The following is a 20622-nucleotide window of genomic DNA, read 5'->3' as shown; positions in this document are numbered from 1 at the left end:
TTATGTAATTATCCATTCATAATTACTTTCATCACTAAATATCTTTTTTAAAAGTTCAGTGTTCATCTCATGTGAAGTACTGTATGTTTCAAAATATCCTTGAATATGTCTTGAGCCACATAGCATTAAGTCTCCTACTAGATCCATCACTCTATGTCTAACATGCTCATTATTATAGCGTAATCCACCTTTTATAATAGATCTGTTTTTTGTTAGTAGTATGGAGTTTCTCCAGTTAGCTCCTTGAGCACAAGGTGTATTTGAGAATTTAGTTAAAACTTTTGCTAACATACCTTTGTATAATGGGCCAAATGTCCTAGCATCAATGCACTCATCAATTAATAGTTTGGGACTGATTTCATTGTTATAGTTTTGATAGCCACACTTTGGCTTTATTTGTAAGTTAATTTTGAAAGTTTTGCTCGGGCAGGTCTTTATGTAGCGGTTATCTTTTCTATACGCAATTGTTTTTTTTATTTTTAATATCTTTTGAGGAGCATTGGGGAATGAATTCATTCCCGCTGCTTTAATGCTTTTGTATAAGTCTATGCAGCTTCCATCTAATAATGGTATTTCTGAATCATTGGTATATATATATGCATTATCTATTTCAGCAGAATATAATGTAGCTAATAAGTGTTCAACTGTACGAATATAGATATTTTGGTTATATGCAAGACAAGTGCATAGTGGTTTATGAAGTACTTGTGCATAATTGGTTAGTATTTGTTTGCCTTTTACACAAAAAACTATACCTGTATTTATAGGGGCAGGAGAAATAATTATTTTATTTTTCTTACCATTGTGTAGACCTTTACCTTCAAGGAAAACTGGATTTTCTAAAGTGTTTTGCATATATGTTGAGGGTTACCTATTTTCAATTATTATTGTCAATATCATACGACCTAAACCATATAATGCACTTAATATCAAAAAGATTGTTATTAAGTTGTATATGGTTGATGGATATTGAGGGTAGTCGGGTAAGGTTGGTTTTACTATATCTACTAAGTAACTCTGCTGGCTTTGGCTGTCAAGTTTGGCCATTTCAAATGATTGTAATGCGGACTGATATTCGGTCATTGTGAACTCAGCATTTAGTTTTAGCCACTGATAATTTGAAACAAGATCTCCTAATTCTGATTTTTTATCTTTAGGATCTTCAGCTAAGAACTCAGTTTTTTCGCGATCTATTTGTGTCTTTAGTGCTAAAATTTCTTGCTCAGTAGCTTTTATTTCACTAGATTCTGGGTTCATATATGATTTTAGGTTTGTTAGTTTTGTTTCTGCGGTAGATAACCTGCCTTTGAGGTCAGCAATAACCGTACTTTTTGAAGTTACAGAGTTCTCAGGGTCAACAAATCCTTTCTTATTTTGAAATTCAATAAGTTGGTCTTGAGCATCAAGAGCTCTTTTCTTTATCTCATCAAGTTGTTCACGGTTAAATTTCATTCTGTTTTCTGCAAGAGTATGAGATATATAGTCTATAGCATCTTGACTTCGTTTGACAATATCGCTTAAAATTTTTTTAGCTTGTATGGCTGTGAAACCTTGTACATTAATAGTTATAGCATTTGATTGTTCATTATAACTTGTTGATATCATTTTATTATAATACTTTAGAAAATCCTGATCATCTGCATCATTAGATAGTCTTGAGAAGAAATCAATTTTATTGCTTTGATACATTGCTTTTAGGTTTAGGTCTTTTTGCAGGAAATATAGCATTTGTGAAGATTGAATATAGTCAATTAATAAATAGCTATGCACATTGTTTGGACTACTTCCTGCACCTATTAGGCTTGTTAAAGAAGAGTCAACGGGTGCTGCAGTATTGTTTTGATTAAGAGAAACCATAGCAGTACTTTCATATCTTGGAGTTGCTAGGAAAAGATAGTAAAAAGCAAATACCATAGTTGGTATTATTACTATTGAAATAAAGCTATGCTTTTTAATAAATCTTAAAGTTATATTACTGGTCGTTATTAAGAGTTTAGTCTTATTTATAAAACTTTTTCTTAATGATTTAGTTTTGAAAAGCTTACTTAACCTCTTGTATATAGTAATTACTTTCCTTTGATATATATATATTATTTTTTGTATACTTAATTTGCTCATTTTCTATATGCTATCTTATTGTAAATTATTTTTGGTATTCATTTATTGCATCATCTATATTTTCATAGATGGATATTTTTCCATCTTTTAACAGAACTCCGATGTCTACATTTTTTTTAAGTTCACTCATGCTATGGGAGACCATAATTACACATGAAGATTTTCTCTTTTTATCAAACTCTTTTTTTGCTTTTGCTTTAAATTTAGCATCCCCAACGGCTGTTACTTCATCAACAAGATAATAATCAAAATCAAAAGCCATCGAGAGTCCAAAGTTTACTCTATTTTTCATTCCAGAGCTATATGATTTTACAGGCATATCAAAGAAATCGTCAATTTCTGCAAAGTCATAGACAAAGTCGGCTATGCGTTTAGCTTCTTTAATATTCTTGCCATGTATTTGACATACAAATTTTATATTTTCTCTAGCAGTTAGGCTACCTTGGAATCCAGCGCTTAATCCTACTGGCCAAGATATACTACTAGTTGTTATTATCTTGCCAGCATTAGGTAATTCTATACCTCCTAGAAGACGCAGTAAGGTAGACTTTCCAGCCCCATTTGCTCCAAGTAAACCAATGCTTTTCCCTGAAGGAAATCTATAACTAACATTGTCTAATATATAATGTTTTTTCCCTTTTATATTGTAAAACTTAGTAGCATTTTTTAACTCTATCATTTTATTACCTTGAGCGATCGTTCTTTAATACATTGTTCCTAGCAACATAGTAAAATAAGGTGCCTAAGAATAGGTAAGCTATTGAAAATGTTATTGTATAATTATAGCTTAAATACTGAGGTAAATTATTTATATCAAAAGCAGATCTTATTATCTCAATACATTGAAATATTGGATTAAAAGAAAAGTAATAAGCAGCTTTTTGTGGAAGATCATTGAGGCTAAAAAAGACTCCTGATGTGAAATATAGAAACCTAAATAAAATACCTAAAAACTTATTTAGGTCTATGTAATAATAATCTAATATTGCAAATAAAAGAGAGAGTCCTAATGACATCATTATTAATGCAAAAAAGGAGAAAAATATTCTAAATGGATAGTAGATAGTTATAGTTTGATTTAGATATAGTGTCATTAAGCAGCCGCATAAAATGAAAACAGAAAAAGTTATAGCACACTCTAAAAGAATTCTAGCGATAATTGTATCTATTATTTTAACCTGCCTATATGATAGTAGTCCTTTATTGGAAGATATTGATTTTGAGCAAGCTATAACAGATTTTTGCAAGAAGTAAAATGGGATTATGCCTGTCAGAAGAAAAAGTACTATAGGTATGTTTCCTGTTGAACGCCCCATCCAGTAGAAAATAACAAAAAAAATTCCCACTTGTAATATTGGTTCTATTATTATCCATGCGTAACTGAAATAGCTATCGCCGAACTTTGTTGTTACTTCGCGGTTTAGAAGAGCCCAGATGACATTTTTATGTTGAATTAAGTTTTTTTTTAGTTCTGACATGTTGGTATTTAATCACTTACTTTTTAATAATGTTAAATTATGTTGTTGTTAAATTATTTTTAAATTGAATTTACAAAAACTTTAAGTAATAATATACTACATATTTTATTATTTATCTATAGCAGAAGTTCTTAGGATTCTATGACTAGAAAATTAGTTTTAACTTTGTTTTTTGTTTTTGCTGTTGTGGTAATCTCTTATGCTGCTTCAGATCTTACCATTCCAGGTATGGGAGAGTTTGATACGCTTGCAGCTGATGGGGCTGGTTTGCCAGATTCAAAAAAAAATCCTCCTAGGTCAATGGATGCAGGTTTAGCATCAGTTACGGCGATGGATCCTGGACACAGGATAGAGGATAAGGATGGTAGTCAGTTTTCTAACAAGATTATAAATGAAGACAATATTGGTCAACTAATGCATTTGAATGTATTTGGGGCTAATTTATTTAGTAATCAATGCTTAGGATTACCTCAGATTGCATTATATAATCCCAATTATCTAATAAGTATAGGAGATAAGATATCATTATCTATATGGGGAGCATATGAATATACAACAGTTGCTCAAGTGGATAGCCAAGGTAATATATTTATTCCTAAAGTTGGTCCTGTACACGTTGCGGATGTTCCTAATAAAGAGCTTAATCATGTAATAAGCGCTGCTTTGAAGAAGACATTTGAGAAGAATGTCACTGTATATGCCAATTTAATGAGTGCACAACCTGTGCAGGTTTTTGTGTCTGGTTATGTTGCTAAGCCTGGTTTGTATGATGGTATGTCATCAGATTCGGCACTTTACTTTTTATGTAAGGCTGGAGGTATATTAACTAAACAGGGTAGTTTTAGACATGTTGATTTAGTTAGAAATGGTAAAGTTATATCGCATATAGATTTGTATAACTTTCTATTAGATGGTGTTATGCCATTTTCTCAGCTTCAACAAGGTGACAGTATAGTTGTTAGGCCAAAAGAAGCATCTATCAGTGTTATAGGACAGGTTAAGACTCCTGCTTTATATGAACCTAAAGATGGTAAATTTGAATTATCTAGTTTGATTAAGTTGGCTGGTGCTAAACCTGATGCTACTTATGTGCTTATAGAAGATAATAGAGGTTTAAATCCTACGAATAAATATATTCCGCTTAGTGACGTTGTAGGTCAAACAATAGAGGGTGGTGAAGATGTTACGTTGACATCGGATCAAAATATTAAACAGTTAACAGTTTCAGTTAGTGGGGCTATTTTAGGGCCACATCAGTTTGTTGTTCCTTTAGGCACTACATTGGAAGATGTGGTTGAGAGGTTGAAGTTTAGATCAACGGCAGATGTTAATAATTTACAGTTATTTAGAAAGAGTGTAGCTGCAGCACAGAAGGCTGCTATTAATGCGAGTTTGAATTATCTTGAACAACAGGCATACACAAAGAGTGCATTGACAAAAGATGGTTTAGCGATGCAACAGCAGTATGCAGGCTTAGTATCGACATTTGTAGAGAAAGCTAAGAAAGTCCAGCCGAAGGGTCAAGTTATAGTAGGACCTAAGGATAAATGGGCACAGATAGCGCTACAGAATAATGATGTGATTAATATACCAAATGAGAATCAGGTAATTACAATTAGTGGCCAAGTTATGGCACCTATGGCGATTAATTATAATAAGAAGTTTGGTATAGAAGATTATATAAATGCGGTTGGTGGCTATACTCCGAGTGCTGAGACTGGGTATGTGCTATTGTTACATGAAGATGGTACTGCTGAGAAGGTTAGTATGGGAATGTTCTCATCATTCTTTTCGCATTCTGTGGCAGTTAGACCTGGAGATCAGATAATAGTACCAAATGAGGGTATGTCGGAGGCACTACCTATAATGGCTACGATAGCACAGATAGTATTCCAGATAGCATTTGCTGCTAGAGTATTTATCGCGCCTATTTAGGGTGAATGAAAAGGATGTTGTATGAGAAATCGAAGACAAGTTATTAGATATGAATCAAAAGATATAGATCAAGTTGGTAAGTATAAATCGAAGAATGTGAATAGATTGCTGATAGTGGGTCATCAGTTATCTGGATACGAGAGAGTTGAGAGGTTGCTTAATAGTGGTGGTATGGTTAAGGCAGCTGATCTTAGAAAAGAGCAGCTCAGGGCAACAGAGATTTCAAAGGTTATTAAGAAGTCTAATAATGTTAGTGAGCAATCGTATGATCAACTAGAGGTGGCTCCAGTGTGGAATAATTTGGCACTGGATCTTATGATGAGTAATATGGATAATAAGCTGTGGGGTTGGTCTGACTCTGATGCCGTATCAATATTGAACTATTGGAGGGAGGTAGACCCAAATTTGGCTTTTATACTTGTGTATAATTCACCACAGAGTTTTATCAAACGATTACTGAATGGTGTTGCTGATATTTCTAATAAGTTATTACAAGATAAGATATCTGATTATATTAAGTATAATGAGGCTCTACTACAGTTCTTTTATCAAAATATTGAGGAGTCAATATTGGTAAGTTCGGAACAAGTTAGTTGTAATGCTAAGGAGTATATTGAGCAGTTAGAGAGTCAGCTGTCACTAGTAAATATCTTATCGACTGACGCCGTAGTAAATGTAGATGACAAAGAAAAAAAGAGCTCAGGTTATGATGAGGTTAGTGATTATCTAATTGAACAGTTAATCAAGAAGAATACACAACTTACAGATATGTTTGATGAGTTGCAATCTGTAGCTGTACTGCCACAAGATTATGTGGGTTATGACAATAATGATAATCAAGAGTGTATTGTTAATGCTCTAATTAAAAGGAATAGTGATATTAAGGTTGTTAAAAACCTCGAGGTAAAATGCCAGCAAAGTGAAAAGCAACTACAAGTATTAAATGTTGAAAACTCTAGTATAAAAGAGCAGAAAAATAAGATAGATATGAAGTTGAAGCAGGCTGGTGATGAAAATGAGATTCTGATGGAAAGCTTATTTCAAGGACAGGAGGAATTGGAGAAGTTATATAAAGATAAAAATGTGGTAAAATCACAGTTACAGAACTTAGAGAAACAAAAGAATGATATTGAAAAAAGGCTAAATAATGTTGTAGATCAGACAAAACTATTAACAGAGCAAAATAAAAAGATAGATGAAGCTAGAAAGAATTTAGAAATTGAATATAAGCAAAAAAATTCTGATCTGGAGCAAAAAAATTCTGATCTGGAGCAAAAAAATTCTGATCTGGAGCAAAAAAATTCTGATCTGGAGCAAAAAAATTCTGATTTGGAGCAAAAAAATTCTGATTTGGAGCAAAAAAATTCTGATCTGGAGCAAAAAATTAAACAGCAAAGTGATGTTTTAGACTCTAGAAATAAGTTAGAAGAAAATGTGAGAAAATTAGCAGAAGAGAATGATTCACTGTTGTGTCAAATTCTTAGTATGCAAGAAGAGCTCGAGAAAGCTTATCTTACTGGTAAATTAACAAAAAATAAGCCAGTTGAATCAACTTCTATGTGTTATGGTGCTGCGAATAGATTTAAAGGTTATCTTAGTTATAGGTTAGGTGTGGTGATAATGGCTAATTATAATAGTGTCTCTGGTTGCTTTAAGTTGCCGTTTAAGCTCTTAGCAGAGAAAAGACGTTGGACAAGAGAACAAAAAGGTAAACCTAAACTTCCACCACTTTATACTTACGCTGATTACTATGAGGTTGAAAAACTAAAGAAGCATCTAACTTACCATCTTGGTAATGAGATTATGCATTGTTTTATGACGCCATTGGGCTTACTTACATGGCCTTTTGCAGTAAGAAAAGCTTTTAAAAAATATGTTAAGGGTAGAGAGTGATGTTTAAGAGTAAGATTGGATATATACTTCCTTATTTATGTAATCAATTTGAACCGTCAGATATTATTTTAATAGAATCAGATGTCTCTAGTTATATTGATGTATTAAATAATTATGATGCTAAAATTCATTATATTTCTAATAAAGTGAAAAATCGTCTTCCAAATAGTTGGAGTGACTACGAGATTATCTTATCGAATAAAGGGGGGGAGGTTGAGTTTTATGAAGTAGACATTAAGCATTTGAGTTCTACTATATCTCCTGAGATTTTAAAAAGTATAACGCCTGATATTAAGGTTCAATCCGTCAGACGATTGCATTCTAAAAGTTTAGGTGGTTTTTTTCAAGAAAATACTCGTAAGGGTGGGTCTAAATTTTTAATTGTCGATCAGATTGGAACTCTAGATAAAGTAAAAGATCTTGATTTAGATCAATTGGGCATAACAGTAATAGCTGCGAGAGTTGTGAAAAGAGGTATTCCAGAAATTTCTGAGGATGAACTATCAGTTTATCTAAGAACAAAAAATTTTAAATTGGTTACTTTTTTAGAAGATCATTTTTGTGCAATGGGCATGGCTGTATATGTTAGGGATTATAAAAAAGAACTTAATGAGACTAGAATCCAATTGGAGAATAAAAACAAAGAGCTTCAGCAGCAAGTTTTATATATTGAAAATGAAAAGAAGACAACAAAATCTATTTTAGAGCAAGCTAGTGATATTGTTTCTAAAAGACAATTGTTATTAATTTGTTTAGCTGAAATTGCACAGTATAGTCGTAACTATGATGAAGCTATTAGGTATTGGCAACAAGTGGCTTCTAGTTTGGAAGAAAATATGCCTCAATTTTTTTATGAAAGACTTTCTCAAGCTTACAAAAGAATTGGAGCATTTCCAAAAGGTACGAATGAAGAGGAATTTGTAAGAGGAACTGATGATAGATATAAAGTTTTACAAAAAATTCATCAGATTTTGAATCCTAAGTTATATTTGGAAGTGGGTGTTGAAACTGGTAGGAGTTTGGTTTTAGCTACATGCAGATCAATAGGCATCGATCCTATGCCAAGGATATGTCATAAGTTGGAGGCTAATCATGAAATTGTTCAGAAAACAAGTGATGTTTTTTTTGCTACTAATGCGAATGAAATATTAACTAAGTCTATTGATTTTGCTTTTATCGATGGAATGCATTTGTTCGAATATGCTTTAAGAGATTTTATAAATATTGAAAGATATTCTACAAAAGATACGGTAATTGCAATTGATGATATTTATCCAGGGCATCTTGCTCAAGCTGATAGAAGTAGGAGGACGAGGAATTGGACGGGAGATGTGTGGAAACTGTCGAGTATAATAGAAAAATATAGACCAGATTTGGAAATAATATATTTGGATGTTTACCCGACAGGATTGATGGTTGTAAAGAATCTTAATTGTCAAAATATGATTTTAATAGAAAATTACAAAAAAATAGTTGATGAATATATGAATAAAATAATAAATGTTGAAAAGTATATAAATAGAGAAGGATGTGTTTCTCCTGATATTTATTTTAAGGAGGATTTGTTGTTATGAGTTTATTGAAGAAAGCAAATATGGAGCTTATGGAAGGCAATTATGAGAAAGCTTTATCATTATATAGGCAGCTTAAACAGCAGGAACCATTTCTATCAACCATTATTAATTCTAACATTAAAATCGCTGAAGGAAGACTATTTCAAAAAACTGGCTCAATAAATGAACATATAACAAGTAATACTCATATAATCAATACAACAGAAGAAAATTGTGTTAATAATGTCAGTATTACTGAAAAGATTAGGGTGTGTGCTATTATTCCGGGTGGAATTAAGAAAGGTGAGGCTTCATCATATATAAGAATTATAAGTCCACTAACACTAGGGTATATTAAACATAAGGTTGAGTTTGATGTGCTAGAAGATAAATATAATTTGTCAGATATTATCGGTTACAATGTATGTATAGTCCAAAGATATGCTGTTACAGATTATTCAAAGGCTGTTGAACTAGTATCTTTTTTAAAAGCAAATAATATTCAATTGATTGTTGATGTTGATGATGCTCTAGGAAATACAACTAGGCATAAAAATAGTCAATATATCCAGAATCTTTCAAAAATAATTAAGTTTTTGTTGAATAATGCGGCAGTTAATTGGTTTTCTACTGAAAAAGTTAAGAATTTCTATAAGAGTACTTGCAAGAAACAATTGGTAATACCCAATGCACTTGATCCTAGGTTTTGGCCAAATAAATTTTCAGCATCCCAGAATATAGAAATAAAAGATAAAATAAAGTTTTTATATATGGGTACTAGAACGCATGAAGATGATTTTTATAGTTTAGCTTATCCAGCATTTGAAAAATTATATGAAAAATATCCTGATAAGTTTGAGGTTTCTGTACTAGGAGGGGTGTCTACTGAGAAAGAAAATTCTTGGCTTAAGTTTATTAAATTTTCTGATAAGAATATTTCTTACTACGATTTTATGAAAATAATGGATAAGCTAACAGGTTATCATGTTGGTATTGCTCCATTAGTAGATGATGATTTTAATATATGTAAAACAGATATAAAATTTTTAGATTACTTGGCTATTGGTATATTACCAGTTTTATCAGAATTAACACCATATAGTGGTGAAAAAATTGGGGAATATTCAGTAAGAGTTAATAATAATAGATGGTTTGAAGAGCTTTGTAATATTATTGAAAACAAAAATTTGATTTTAGATAAGTTAAAAGGTTCTAGAGCATACGTTTGGCAAGAACGCTCAATAGAGAGTATAGCTATTCAACAAATTCAATCTATGAATTATTCCAAAGAAATTGTTAAAAATAGTGGTTTATTTGATCAGTCATTTTATCTTGATGAATATGTTGATATTGCTAAAGCTAAAGTTGATCCTATATTACATTACTGTAATTTTGGCTGGAAAGAGAATAGATTACCAAGTTATAAGATAGATGTTTACTGGTATCAGGAGGAATATTTACAAAACTCTATTCATGATATAAATCCTATATTACATTATGAACTTATAGGTAAGAAGAAAGGTTATAAATTAAAACCAGATTACCCAAAGTTAAAGAAAAAGATAGTATTAAAGGAAAATCCTAAAAGAATTTGTCTTTTTGCAGGTTATGATAAAGATGGTGTTATTGATGAGAGTGTAATTATTTTTATAAAAGAACTTTCAAATTATTGTGATGTTTATTTTTTAAGTGATAGTCAGCTTCAAGATGAACAAATTGAGAAGTTGAAGCCTTATGTTAAAGGAGCTTGGGCATATAGGCACGGAGAATATGATTTTGGTTCTTATAAAAGATTAGCTAAATATCATATAGGATGGAATGAGATAGAAAAGTATGATGAGTTATTGTTTGTAAATGATAGTAGTTACCTTATAAATTCTCTTGATGAAGTGTTTAAAAAAATGGATTCGAAAGAAACTTCATGGTGGGGTATGCAAGCAACAAAGGGGTTATATGCTACAAGGAATAAACCTTCAAATAAATTCAAAAAGGAAATATTGATTTCAAAAATAAAGGAAAATTATTTAAAAGATTATTTTCAAGAGAATTTGTTTGATTTTCATATTGGTTCATACTTTTTATCATTTAGAAAAAATGTTATAAAAGATAAAAAGTTTCAGAATTTTATTAACAATATATCTAAACAAAAAGATAAAAAAAGATTGATTATGAAATATGAGATAGGTCTTACTAAATATCTTATATCAAGCGGTTACGATTTTGAAACTTTTATGGATCATTTATATCCATTTCAGCCTGTGTATACAAATAATATTTATAAAATGATTAAAAAAGGTTTTCCTTTTTTTAAAAGATTTTTTTTGACAGAAAATCATTATAAAGAAAAAAAATTATACACATGGGAGGATGAATTACAAAAACTTAGACCAAGCTTGGATATTGCGCCTATTAGAAGTAATGTCTATAGAGTAGCTGATGCATCAAAATTATATAAAAATCTTAATATTGATAATTATGGAGAACTTTTTACTGATGTTGAATTTTCTGAACTAGATAAGAAATCTAAAGTTAAAAAAGGGGTATGGATATTTCCTGTGTGTGCGTATAATCATGGCTTTGATGATAATACCAGAGCAGTTTTTGAAGAGGTTAAAAATGACAGTAAAATAAAAAAAATAATACTTTTTAGAAGTAGGCATGTAAATGTGGACGGTACTAATGTTGAAATTTTACCTCTTTATAGTAAAAAGTCTCAGGAATATTTATTAGTTTCTGAGTTTTTATTTGTTAAGCATTCACCAGTTATTAATATTCCTTTTCCATTAGATGACAAAAAGCATAAGTTCATAAATCTTTGGCATGGAATACCTTTTAAAAGAATAGGTGTTGCTTCTCTGGATACACAGAGCAAATTAGACAGCATAATTAATGTTCATAATTCTAAGTGCTATGCTGTGATATCGTCTTCGGATATAGATAGGTTAGCAATGTCTGCTAGTTTCTATCCTTTAAAGTATAGTGATATTTGGTTAACAGGTCTGCCGAGACATGACTTTATTATAAAGCAAGAGAGTGATTTACCTAAAGAGCTTCGTGATGATATATGTAGACTTAATAGGATTTTAGATGGCAGAAAGCTGATATTATATGCTCCAACATTTAGAAATGCTCAAAAAGAAGCTTACTATAACTTTTCTGAAGAAGAAAAGAAAGTTTTGTATAAATATTTAGAAAAAAATAATCTTGTCCTAGGGATTAGAGAACACATGGCTGATACATCTAATAGTTATAGTTCACAATTAGTAAACTCAAATGTGATTAATATGGGGAGTGCCAAATTTGAGACTATAGAGCCTATATATAGAAAAACTGATTTATTAATAACAGATTATTCAAGTTGTTTTGTTGATTTTATGCTGACAAATAAACCAATGATAAGTTTTGCATATGATTATGAAGCTTATAGAGAAAAGGAAAGAGGAACGTTTTATGATTTGAACTTTGTATTTCCTGGTGATATTTGTGATAATGTAGAACAATTAATAGAATCTTTGCAGAAGTATCATTATAATGGTTATAAGCCAAATGATAGTTCATATTTTATTAAAAAGCAGATCTTTCATAAATTTACAGATGGTAAAAGTTCAAAAAGGATTGTTGATTGTATAAACCAGATAGAGAGATAGTAAATGAAAAAGAAAAGAATTATTACTTATGGAACTTTTGATATGTTTCATATTGGACATTTAAGACTACTGGAGAGGCTTTCTAGAATGGCTGAAGAAGTTATTGTAGCAGTGTCTACTGATGAATTTAATCAAAAAAAAAATAAAAAAGTTTTAATCCCATATGAGCAAAGAGCTGAAGTTGTAGAAAGTATAAAATTTGTTAAAAAAGTTATTCCTGAAGAAACTTGGGAGCAAAAGATTGAAGATGTTCAAAAGTATAATATAGATATTTTTGCAATAGGTGATGATTGGAAAGGAGAATTTGACTTTCTAAAAGATTTTTGTGATGTTTGTTACTTAGAAAGGACAAAAAATATCTCTACTACACAGCTCAAAAAATCGTTGACATCTTTTTTATCAATTCCTAAAAATGAGATAATTAATGCTCTTAGTGTTTTAGAAGTGCTAAAAAAAGATTTAGAATAATAGATAAAATTTGTAAAGGGTGAAAGGAATAAGTATATGAAAGGGATAATATTGGCTGGTGGCAGTGGTACGAGGTTATATCCAATAACTAAAGGTGTGAGTAAGCAATTAACTCCGATATATGATAAACCATTGATTTACTACCCATTATCTGTGTTGATGCTAGCTGGTTTGAAGGAAGTTCTAATTATTACTACGGAGGCTGATCAACCTAGTTTCAAAAATCTTTTAGGAGATGGCTCAGATTTGGGTATTAAATTAGAATACGTAATACAACCTAACCCAGATGGTTTAGCTCAAGCATTTATATTAGCAGAAAAGTTCCTAGCAGGTGATGATGCTTGTTTGATCTTAGGAGATAATGTTTTTTATGGCCATGGTTTGTACAAGCTGCTTACAAAGGCTATTGTAAATGCTAAAGATGCAAATGTAGGTACAGTTTTTGGTTATAGAGTAAATGATCCACATAGATATGGGGTGGCAGATTTTGATGCTGATGGTAATGTTGTAAGTATTGAAGAAAAGCCAAAAAATCCAAAATCTAATTATGCAGTAGTAGGATTGTATTTTTATCCGAATGATGTCGTTGAAAAAGCAAAAATGGTTAAACCATCAGAGCGTGGAGAGTTAGAAATATCTAGTTTAAATCAAATATACCTTGAAGAAAAAAGACTAAAAGTTAAAACTATGGGCAGAGGGCATGCATGGTTGGATACAGGTACGCATGAGAGTATGCTTGAAGCTAGTAACTTTATTCAGACTATAGAACATAGACAGGGTTTAAAGGTAGCATGTCTTGAAGAGATAGCTTATGAAATGGGCTATATTTCAAAAGAGAAACTTTTAGAATTAGCGCAACCTCTTAAGAAAAATCAGTATGGCCAATATCTTATAAGAAGAGCAGAAGAAGGGACTATAGAGCGATGAATTTTACGCGTACAGCTATTGCAGATATAATAATCTGTGAGCCAACAGTTCATGGAGATGATAGAGGATACTTTGTTGAAACTTTCCGTGAGGATAAATTGTTTGACTTTTTAGGTTATAAAATTAATTTTTGTCAGGATAATGAGTCAAAAAGCTCCTATGGTGTAATAAGAGGCTTACATTATCAGTTGGCTCCACATGCACAAACTAAGCTTGTAAGAGTTATACAGGGACGCGTTCTTGATGTGGCGGTAGATATTCGGAAAGGCAGTCCTACTTTTGGTAAGCATGTTGCAGTTGAGTTAAGTGCTGAGAACAAAAAGCAATTACTAGTCCCAAGAGGTTTTGCTCATGGTTTTGTGGTATTAGAGGATGATACTATATTTGCTTATAAGGTAGATAGTTACTATTCACCAGAATGTGATAGAGGTATAGCATTTGATGATAGCGATATTGCTATAGATTGGCAAGTTCCAAATTCAGATTTAAGATTGTCAACAAAAGACAAGGCACAGCCTAAGCTTTCACAAACAAAAGATTTGTTTGAATATGGTGTTAATTACTATAAATAAGATAAGTTGGAAATGATGTATGAATGTTCTTGTAACTGGAAGTAATGGACAGCTAGGATCTGAAATTAAAGAGCTTGCTCAAAGCCTAAGAATCGAAGAACAAAAATATAAGTTTTATTTTATTTCTAGAGATTTTTTAGATGTTAGTGATAATGAAGCTGTAAAAGAATTTATTCTGAACAATAATATAGATGCTATTATTAATTGTGCAGCATATACGGCTGTTGATAAAGCAGAATCAGATTATGAAATGGCTAATAAAGTAAATCATCTAGCTGTTGTAAATATGGCTAAAATTGCGAAAGAGCATAATTTGAGATTAATACATATATCTACGGATTATATTTTTAATGGTGAAAGCTTTAAGCCTTATCTTGAGAACGATAAAACAAATCCGCAGAGTGTTTATGGCTCTACTAAGTTAGCTGGTGAGATGGCTATACAAAGTATAAACCCAAAGAAATCAATAATTATTAGAACTTCTTGGGTGTATTCATATTTTGGTACTAACTTTGTCAAAACTATGTTGCGTTTAGGTAAAGATAAAAATTCTTTAGGTGTGATTTTTGATCAAGTAGGCTCTCCTACTTATGCTAAAGATTTAGCTATGACTATACTAAAAATATTGCCTAAGCTTGATAATGAAAGTGTGAAAATATATAACTACTCTAATGAAGGAGTATTAAGTTGGTATGATTTTGCTAAAGAAATTATGACGTTAGCAAAATTGAATTGTGAAATTAATCCTATTGAAACAATAGATTTTCCAACACCTGCAAAGCGACCACATTATAGTTTATTAAATAAGAAAAAGATAAAACAGCATTTTGGAATATCTATTCCATATTGGAAGGATTCATTAAGTGACTGTATAAAAAGACTACAAAAGGATTTATAAAAAAATGTTTAATAATACAAATAAAACAATATTAGTTACAGGCTGTGCGGGATTTATAGGGGCTAATTTTGTACCATATTTTTTAGATAAGTATCGGGATTATAATATTGTAAATATTGATTTGCTAACCTATGCTGGTGATTTAGCTAATTTGACAGAGGTTGAAGATCACCACAGATATAAGTTTATTAAAGGAAATATTTGTAATAGGGATTTAATTGAGTTTATTTTTGAAGAATATAATATTCGTGGAGTGATACATTTTGCAGCCGAATCACATGTAGATAATTCTATTAAAAACCCAGGTCTATTCGTACAAACTAATGTAAATGGTACTTATACATTAGTAGATGTGGCTAAGAAATATTGGATGGAAAAGCCATTTAGATATAAGGATGGATATGAAGAGTGTAGATTTCATCATATCTCTACTGATGAAGTGTATGGAACACTTTCAGATGATCCAAATGATTTATTTACAGAAGCAACACCTTATGCGCCTAACTCGCCATACTCAGCATCTAAAGCATCTTCAGATATGATTGTTAGATCGTATGTGGAAACATTTGGTATGGATTGTGTGATTACAAACTGTTCAAATAATTATGGTCCTAAACAACATGATGAAAAATTAATTCCAACAATTATTAGAAATGCTTTAAAAGGTAATCCAATACCAATATATGGCGATGGTAAAAATATCCGTGATTGGTTGTATGTGTTAGACCATTGTAAAGGGGTAGATTTAGTATACCATAATGGTAAAAAGGGAGAAACATACAATATCGGCGGTAGAAATGAGAGGACTAATTTACAGATAGTAGATAGAATATGTTCTATACTTGATGAGCGCGTACCTAAAACTAAGTCATATAAAGAACAAATTACTTTTGTCGAGGATAGAGCTGGGCATGATAGACGTTATGCTATAGACGCTACTAAGCTTGAAAAAGAATTAGGTTGGCAGGCAGATGAAAACTTTGATACTGGTATTATTAAAACAATTGATTGGTATTTACTTAAATTTTTATATAGGTAAAAATGCATTATTTTTTTGTAGCATGTAATAAAAATAGCCGTTTATATATGAAGGATCCATCTTTTATATATAGATGCGAAAATTTATCGCTAGCTTTGGAAAGTATTGGGTCAAAGGTTACAATCTGTCATATAAGTGAATTACCTTTCTTATTAAATAGCAGCGTTGATGTTATAGTTTTTCATAGACCGTCATATTCGTGGAAATTATCTTTGGTTGTTAAAATCGCTTCAAAAAAGAGAACTCTTTGTATCGCAGATTTTGATGATTTAATTTTTGACTATACTTGGGCAAAATATAGCCCCGCGGTGATTAATGGAATCTTATCCTTAAAAAAAGTAAGAAAAATGTATACGAGAAATAAAAAAGCTCTTCAACTTTTTAAAATATGTACATTTTCAACAAAACCATTAATGGATAAGTGTGACTATATCTTTCCAAAGATCAAAAAATATCTTTTAACGAATAGTTTCCACTATAACTGGTTAGGCAAAAGCTTTGAAGAAAGTAAGTTAAGAATTAAGAAGATTACATATTTTCCAGGAACGAAAAGCCACGATAAAGATTTACTAATCGTGGAGAAAATATTAGCCGATTTTATTAATAAATATAGTGATGTCGAATTGCATATATGTGGTGCAATTTGCCAAACTCAAAAATTAATGCATAAAAGAATATTTTTCTATAATAAAGTGTCTTTTGGTGAATATTATAAAAGATTTAAAAATATATGGTTGAATATAGCACCATTAGAAATTACTCCTTTTACTGAATGTAAATCAGCTTTGAAAGTTATAGAGGCAGCATATTTTAATGCACCAACATTATGTTCAGACATTTGGGATAATAGGAGGTTTGTAGATAGCGGTGCGATTATAGCAAAAGATTTGAGTGAATGGAAAACTCTTTTAGATATGCTATATAAAGATAAAAGATATTATAAGTATATAGTAAATAATCTTAGGAGTAAAATAATAGAAAAGGCAAATATCTATAGTGTTGCTACATCTCTAAATCGTTTTGTATCAAAAGAGCTTAGTATGAGTAAGTATAAAAAAGGTAGAGAAAAGTATTTTCACAAGATAGCTGTAAATAAGAGAAATGCTGGGGAGTATAGTTTAAAAACATTAGAATTGTATAAAAAAGCATATATCCATAGAAAATCATTTAATAGGTATATTGATTATTGTGTTTTTCGTAGAGATCTTGGTTACCACCTTAATGAAAGGCAGTATAATAATCTTGTTAAGAAAAATTATAAAATTAATTATAAATATGATCAAATTGTAAGAGATTTAAAGAATGAATTTGAGAAATGTATGAATGAAGAGAAAAATATTAATTTTCTAAATGATATTTCTTATGCTAAAAACATATGTGTGGTGGGTAATGCATTAATAAAAAAAGATTTAAATGAATATATTGATGCACATGAGTTTGTGATAAGGTTTAATGATTGGTTTGATGGTTTCAATAAGTTTAGGGGTAATAAAATAGATATATGGGTATGTTCACCAGCCTTCAGAGATAGAGATCTATCTAGAAGTTCAAAATGGAGAGTTATAAGTGGGCCTCAAGTTTTGTACAAAGAAAGTGTAAGAAAACTTTTTTTAGGCAAGAAAAAGTTAAATACAATAGACTTTCCATTATATGTTTGGAAATATCTAGTTAAGCTTTGTGGTTCTCCTCCAAGTTCTGGTATTATGATGTTGTATTACTTATTTTGTATACGAGGTAGTTGGAATGAGATAAGTGCTGTTGGATTTGATTTGGATTTAGATAAAGAAAGCTACCATTTTTCGAGTGCTGAATATATGCCTAGTGAGAGACATAATTGGGTAAGAGAAAAAGAGATTTTAAAAAGCTGGCAAGGAAAGGGGCTACTTTTTGTATGAAATATACCACATCATCTAGCCTTATAGAAAATGTAAAAAATTTTTTATATATTAAGAGGTATATTTTTTTTAAAAAAGATCACACTTGTTTTTATGGCTGGGGTCGCAAAAAATCAGGGCGTAAGGCTGTAGAACTAGCAAAAAAACATAATTCCTCATATGTTCTCTTAGAAGATGGTTTTATTCGCTCTGTAGGACTTGGTATTGATAATAGTTCTAGCTTTAGTTTAGTAGAAGATGATGTGGGTATTTATTATGATGCTACAGTACCAAGTAAATTAGAAAATATTTTAAATTCTTATGATTTTTTAGCAGATAATGCTCTTATGACAAAGGCTAGAGAAGCGATATTTTTAATAAAAAAGTATAATATTTCTAAATATAACAATGCTCCGGATGTGGATCAGAGTTTTTGCGGAAGATATGGGTTGAGAAGTAAAGAGATTCTGAATCAAGTTCAGAAAGACATGGTGCGCAAAAAAAATATTCTCATTATAACTCAAACAGCTGGAGATAGTAGTCTTGAATATGGCTTAGCCAATCAGTTTACTACTGATTATATGATTAGAGAAGCAATCGAAGAAAACCCTAATGCTAAAATCTATCTGAAAGTTCATCCAGATGTTTTAAGCGGTAAGAAAGGCTCAGATATAAGAGTTGATAATATAAGTAATAGAGTGACTATTATTTCAGAAAATGTAAATCCAATATCTTTGCTTAAATATTTTGATAAAGTTTATACAAAAACTTCAGGGATGGGGTTTGAGGCTCTACTTGTTGGCTGTGAATGCGTGTGTTTTGGGATGCCATTTTATGCTGGTTGGGGAATTACCAATGATAGAATCACTTGTGAGAGAAGGAAAAGAAAATTATCTGTTGAAGAAGTTTTTGCAGCGAGTTATATTTTGTATACAAGATACTATAATCCATATTCTAAGAAAGAGAGTGATATTATAGATACTATAAAAACTATTTATAAATATAGGTCATTGAGTTTGAAAAGTGATAAAAAGGTTTATTTATTTGGTTTCTCTAAATGGAAACATGATTTTATTTTATCATTTCTTAAAGAGTATAAATCTGAAAATGTGTTTTTCATAAATCCTTCATTTTCTTGGCTATCATCTTACAGAAAAGCTATTCGAAGAGGTCTTGATAAAGAAAGTCAGATATTTATTTGGGGGCGAAAAAGCTTTCCAGAAGTGGAAGAATTTGCAATAAAAAATAAAATTAATATTACCCGAGTGGAAGATGGTTTTATTCGTTCTATAAGTATAGGGTCTAATTTTACTAGGCCATATTCTTTAGTTTTAGATGATGCAGGAATATATTTTGATGCGACTAAGCCTAGTAGGTTGGAAAATATTTTAAATACCTATGATTTTGATGACGAGATTTTGAGCCAAGCAGGACGTTTGCACCAAAAAATATTGCAAAGTAAGCTTTCTAAATATAATAATACATCACATAAGAGTTTAGATTTGCCATATGATAAGATTAAAATACTTGTTCCTGGTCAAGTTGAAACAGATGCTTCTATTGAGTATGGTGCAAAAGGGATGACTAATCTTGAGTTGCTTAAGAAAGTTAGAAGAAATAATCCAGATGCATATATTGTCTATAAGCCTCACCCAGATGTTTTAAGCAAAAATAGAAAAGGGGATGTCACAATCCAAGAAGCTAAAGTTTACTGTGACTCTATAATCAGTGATGTTTCTGTAGCATCTATACTCCAAGCAGTTAATGAGGTGCATACTATGACGTCTTTAGTTGGTTTTGAAGGATTATTATACGGGAAAAAAGTAGTCACATATGGTATGCCATTTTATGCAGGATGGGGATTAACTAAAGATTTCCGAACTGAGCCTAGGCGTAATAGAAAACTTACTCTTTCTCAGATGATCGCAGCAGCTTATATCTTGTATCCTAGGTATATAAGTCCTAAAACATTACAATACTGTTCTCCAGAGATTCTTATAGATGAGCTGACTCAAGAAAAGCATAGATTGGATAAAAGTTTTTTCTATAGAATGCTACGGACAAGAGTTTCACTGTGGAGAGTTTTTACCAGGTTTTTGTTTGGAGCAAAATAACCTATAAAAAGCTTTAAAAAAATATGAATTGTATTCGAGAAGCTCTTATATAGTTGATGTTGCTTACCTATTGACTTATAATCAAACAAATAAGTTTTTAATTTCG

15 protein-coding genes are annotated in these 20622 nt (G+C 30.9%); 11 read left to right on the top strand and 4 right to left on the bottom strand.

Annotation, left to right across the window (positions count from 1 at the left end):
- The 4 genes from lpxC to F7310_RS08415 are packed head-to-tail and all read right to left on the bottom strand — an operon-like array spanning position 1 to position 3596.
- Positions 1–855, bottom strand: a complete 855-nt coding sequence (gene lpxC, locus F7310_RS08430; protein ID WP_072713164.1) for a UDP-3-O-acyl-N-acetylglucosamine deacetylase — start codon at positions 853–855, stop codon at positions 1–3.
- Between the two features lie 12 nt (positions 856–867).
- Positions 868–2118, bottom strand: coding sequence for a KpsE/RkpR family capsule polysaccharide export protein (locus F7310_RS08425; protein ID WP_072713163.1), 1251 nt, complete (start codon positions 2116–2118; stop codon positions 868–870).
- A gap of 25 nt (positions 2119–2143) precedes the next feature.
- Positions 2144–2797 (bottom strand): ABC transporter ATP-binding protein, encoded by a 654-nt coding sequence (locus tag F7310_RS08420; RefSeq protein ID WP_072713162.1) that lies wholly within the window; start codon positions 2795–2797, stop codon positions 2144–2146.
- A 4-nt stretch (positions 2798–2801) separates the two neighbouring features.
- The gene (locus tag F7310_RS08415; protein WP_072713161.1) at positions 2802–3596 is read right to left on the bottom strand and encodes an ABC transporter permease; all 795 of its coding nucleotides are present in this window, start codon (positions 3594–3596) and stop codon (positions 2802–2804) included.
- 141 nt (positions 3597–3737) lie between these two features.
- Between F7310_RS08415 and F7310_RS08410 the strand changes: the two genes are divergently transcribed.
- Genes F7310_RS08410 through F7310_RS10700 form a run of 11 tightly spaced genes read left to right on the top strand, consistent with a single transcriptional unit; the run spans position 3738 to position 20516 of the window.
- Positions 3738–5531 carry a polysaccharide biosynthesis/export family protein gene (locus F7310_RS08410; protein ID WP_072713160.1) on the top strand — a complete coding sequence of 598 codons (1794 nt, stop codon included), beginning with the start codon at positions 3738–3740 and terminating at the stop codon, positions 5529–5531.
- 21 nt (positions 5532–5552) lie between these two features.
- Positions 5553–7424 carry a coiled-coil domain-containing protein gene (locus F7310_RS08405; RefSeq protein WP_072713159.1) on the top strand — a complete coding sequence of 624 codons (1872 nt, stop codon included), beginning with the start codon at positions 5553–5555 and terminating at the stop codon, positions 7422–7424.
- The gene (locus F7310_RS08400; RefSeq protein WP_072713158.1) at positions 7424–8998 is read left to right on the top strand and encodes a class I SAM-dependent methyltransferase; all 1575 of its coding nucleotides are present in this window, start codon (positions 7424–7426) and stop codon (positions 8996–8998) included. The genes F7310_RS08405 and F7310_RS08400 overlap by 1 nt, the downstream gene beginning before the upstream one ends.
- Positions 8995–12624 carry a CDP-glycerol glycerophosphotransferase family protein gene (locus F7310_RS08395; protein WP_072713157.1) on the top strand — a complete coding sequence of 1210 codons (3630 nt, stop codon included), beginning with the start codon at positions 8995–8997 and terminating at the stop codon, positions 12622–12624. Before F7310_RS08400 ends, F7310_RS08395 begins: the two co-directional genes overlap by 4 nt.
- Positions 12625–12627: 3 nt before the next feature.
- Positions 12628–13092 (top strand): FAD synthase family protein, encoded by a 465-nt coding sequence (locus tag F7310_RS08390; RefSeq protein ID WP_072713156.1) that lies wholly within the window; start codon positions 12628–12630, stop codon positions 13090–13092.
- A 36-nt stretch (positions 13093–13128) separates the two neighbouring features.
- Positions 13129–14019, top strand: coding sequence for a glucose-1-phosphate thymidylyltransferase RfbA (gene rfbA / locus F7310_RS08385; RefSeq protein WP_072713155.1), 891 nt, complete (start codon positions 13129–13131; stop codon positions 14017–14019).
- Positions 14016–14591 carry a dTDP-4-dehydrorhamnose 3,5-epimerase gene (gene rfbC, locus F7310_RS08380; protein ID WP_072713154.1) on the top strand — a complete coding sequence of 192 codons (576 nt, stop codon included), beginning with the start codon at positions 14016–14018 and terminating at the stop codon, positions 14589–14591. The genes rfbA and rfbC overlap by 4 nt, the downstream gene beginning before the upstream one ends.
- Before the next feature lie 19 nt (positions 14592–14610).
- On the top strand, positions 14611–15489 hold the full coding sequence (gene rfbD, locus F7310_RS08375; protein ID WP_072713153.1) for a dTDP-4-dehydrorhamnose reductase: 879 nt from the start codon (positions 14611–14613) through the stop codon (positions 15487–15489).
- 4 nt (positions 15490–15493) lie between these two features.
- Complete coding sequence (gene rfbB / locus F7310_RS08370) at positions 15494–16528, top strand: dTDP-glucose 4,6-dehydratase (protein WP_072713152.1); 1035 nt, start codon at positions 15494–15496, stop codon at positions 16526–16528.
- A 47-nt stretch (positions 16529–16575) separates the two neighbouring features.
- Positions 16576–18423 (top strand): hypothetical protein, encoded by a 1848-nt coding sequence (locus tag F7310_RS08365; RefSeq protein ID WP_158513256.1) that lies wholly within the window; start codon positions 16576–16578, stop codon positions 18421–18423.
- Positions 18420–20516, top strand: a complete 2097-nt coding sequence (locus tag F7310_RS10700; protein ID WP_072713150.1) for a capsular polysaccharide biosynthesis protein — start codon at positions 18420–18422, stop codon at positions 20514–20516. Before F7310_RS08365 ends, F7310_RS10700 begins: the two co-directional genes overlap by 4 nt.
- Positions 20517–20622 lie beyond the last annotated feature (106 nt).

It is taken from the genome of Francisella uliginis (assembly GCF_001895265.1).
GTDB classification, from domain to species: Bacteria; Pseudomonadota; Gammaproteobacteria; order Francisellales; family Francisellaceae; genus Francisella; species Francisella uliginis.
This window is presented reverse-complemented; position numbering and strand designations above follow the sequence as displayed.

What these genes read in the sequence shown, in the direction of transcription:
- lpxC (WP_072713164.1), bottom strand. Translation starts at nt 855, where the DNA reads ATGCAAAACACTTTAGAAAATCCAGTTTTCCTTGAAGGTAAAGGTCTA.
- F7310_RS08425 (WP_072713163.1), bottom strand. Translation starts at nt 2,118, where the DNA reads ATGAGCAAATTAAGTATACAAAAAATAATATATATATATCAAAGGAAA.
- F7310_RS08420 (WP_072713162.1), bottom strand. Translation starts at nt 2,797, where the DNA reads ATGATAGAGTTAAAAAATGCTACTAAGTTTTACAATATAAAAGGGAAA.
- F7310_RS08415 (WP_072713161.1), bottom strand. Translation starts at nt 3,596, where the DNA reads ATGTCAGAACTAAAAAAAAACTTAATTCAACATAAAAATGTCATCTGG.
- F7310_RS08410 (WP_072713160.1), top strand. Translation starts at nt 3,738, where the DNA reads ATGACTAGAAAATTAGTTTTAACTTTGTTTTTTGTTTTTGCTGTTGTG.
- F7310_RS08405 (WP_072713159.1), top strand. Translation starts at nt 5,553, where the DNA reads ATGAGAAATCGAAGACAAGTTATTAGATATGAATCAAAAGATATAGAT.
- F7310_RS08400 (WP_072713158.1), top strand. Translation starts at nt 7,424, where the DNA reads ATGTTTAAGAGTAAGATTGGATATATACTTCCTTATTTATGTAATCAA.
- F7310_RS08395 (WP_072713157.1), top strand. Translation starts at nt 8,995, where the DNA reads ATGAGTTTATTGAAGAAAGCAAATATGGAGCTTATGGAAGGCAATTAT.
- F7310_RS08390 (WP_072713156.1), top strand. Translation starts at nt 12,628, where the DNA reads ATGAAAAAGAAAAGAATTATTACTTATGGAACTTTTGATATGTTTCAT.
- rfbA (WP_072713155.1), top strand. Translation starts at nt 13,129, where the DNA reads ATGAAAGGGATAATATTGGCTGGTGGCAGTGGTACGAGGTTATATCCA.
- rfbC (WP_072713154.1), top strand. Translation starts at nt 14,016, where the DNA reads ATGAATTTTACGCGTACAGCTATTGCAGATATAATAATCTGTGAGCCA.
- rfbD (WP_072713153.1), top strand. Translation starts at nt 14,611, where the DNA reads ATGAATGTTCTTGTAACTGGAAGTAATGGACAGCTAGGATCTGAAATT.
- rfbB (WP_072713152.1), top strand. Translation starts at nt 15,494, where the DNA reads ATGTTTAATAATACAAATAAAACAATATTAGTTACAGGCTGTGCGGGA.
- F7310_RS08365 (WP_158513256.1), top strand. Translation starts at nt 16,576, where the DNA reads ATGAAGGATCCATCTTTTATATATAGATGCGAAAATTTATCGCTAGCT.
- F7310_RS10700 (WP_072713150.1), top strand. Translation starts at nt 18,420, where the DNA reads ATGAAATATACCACATCATCTAGCCTTATAGAAAATGTAAAAAATTTT.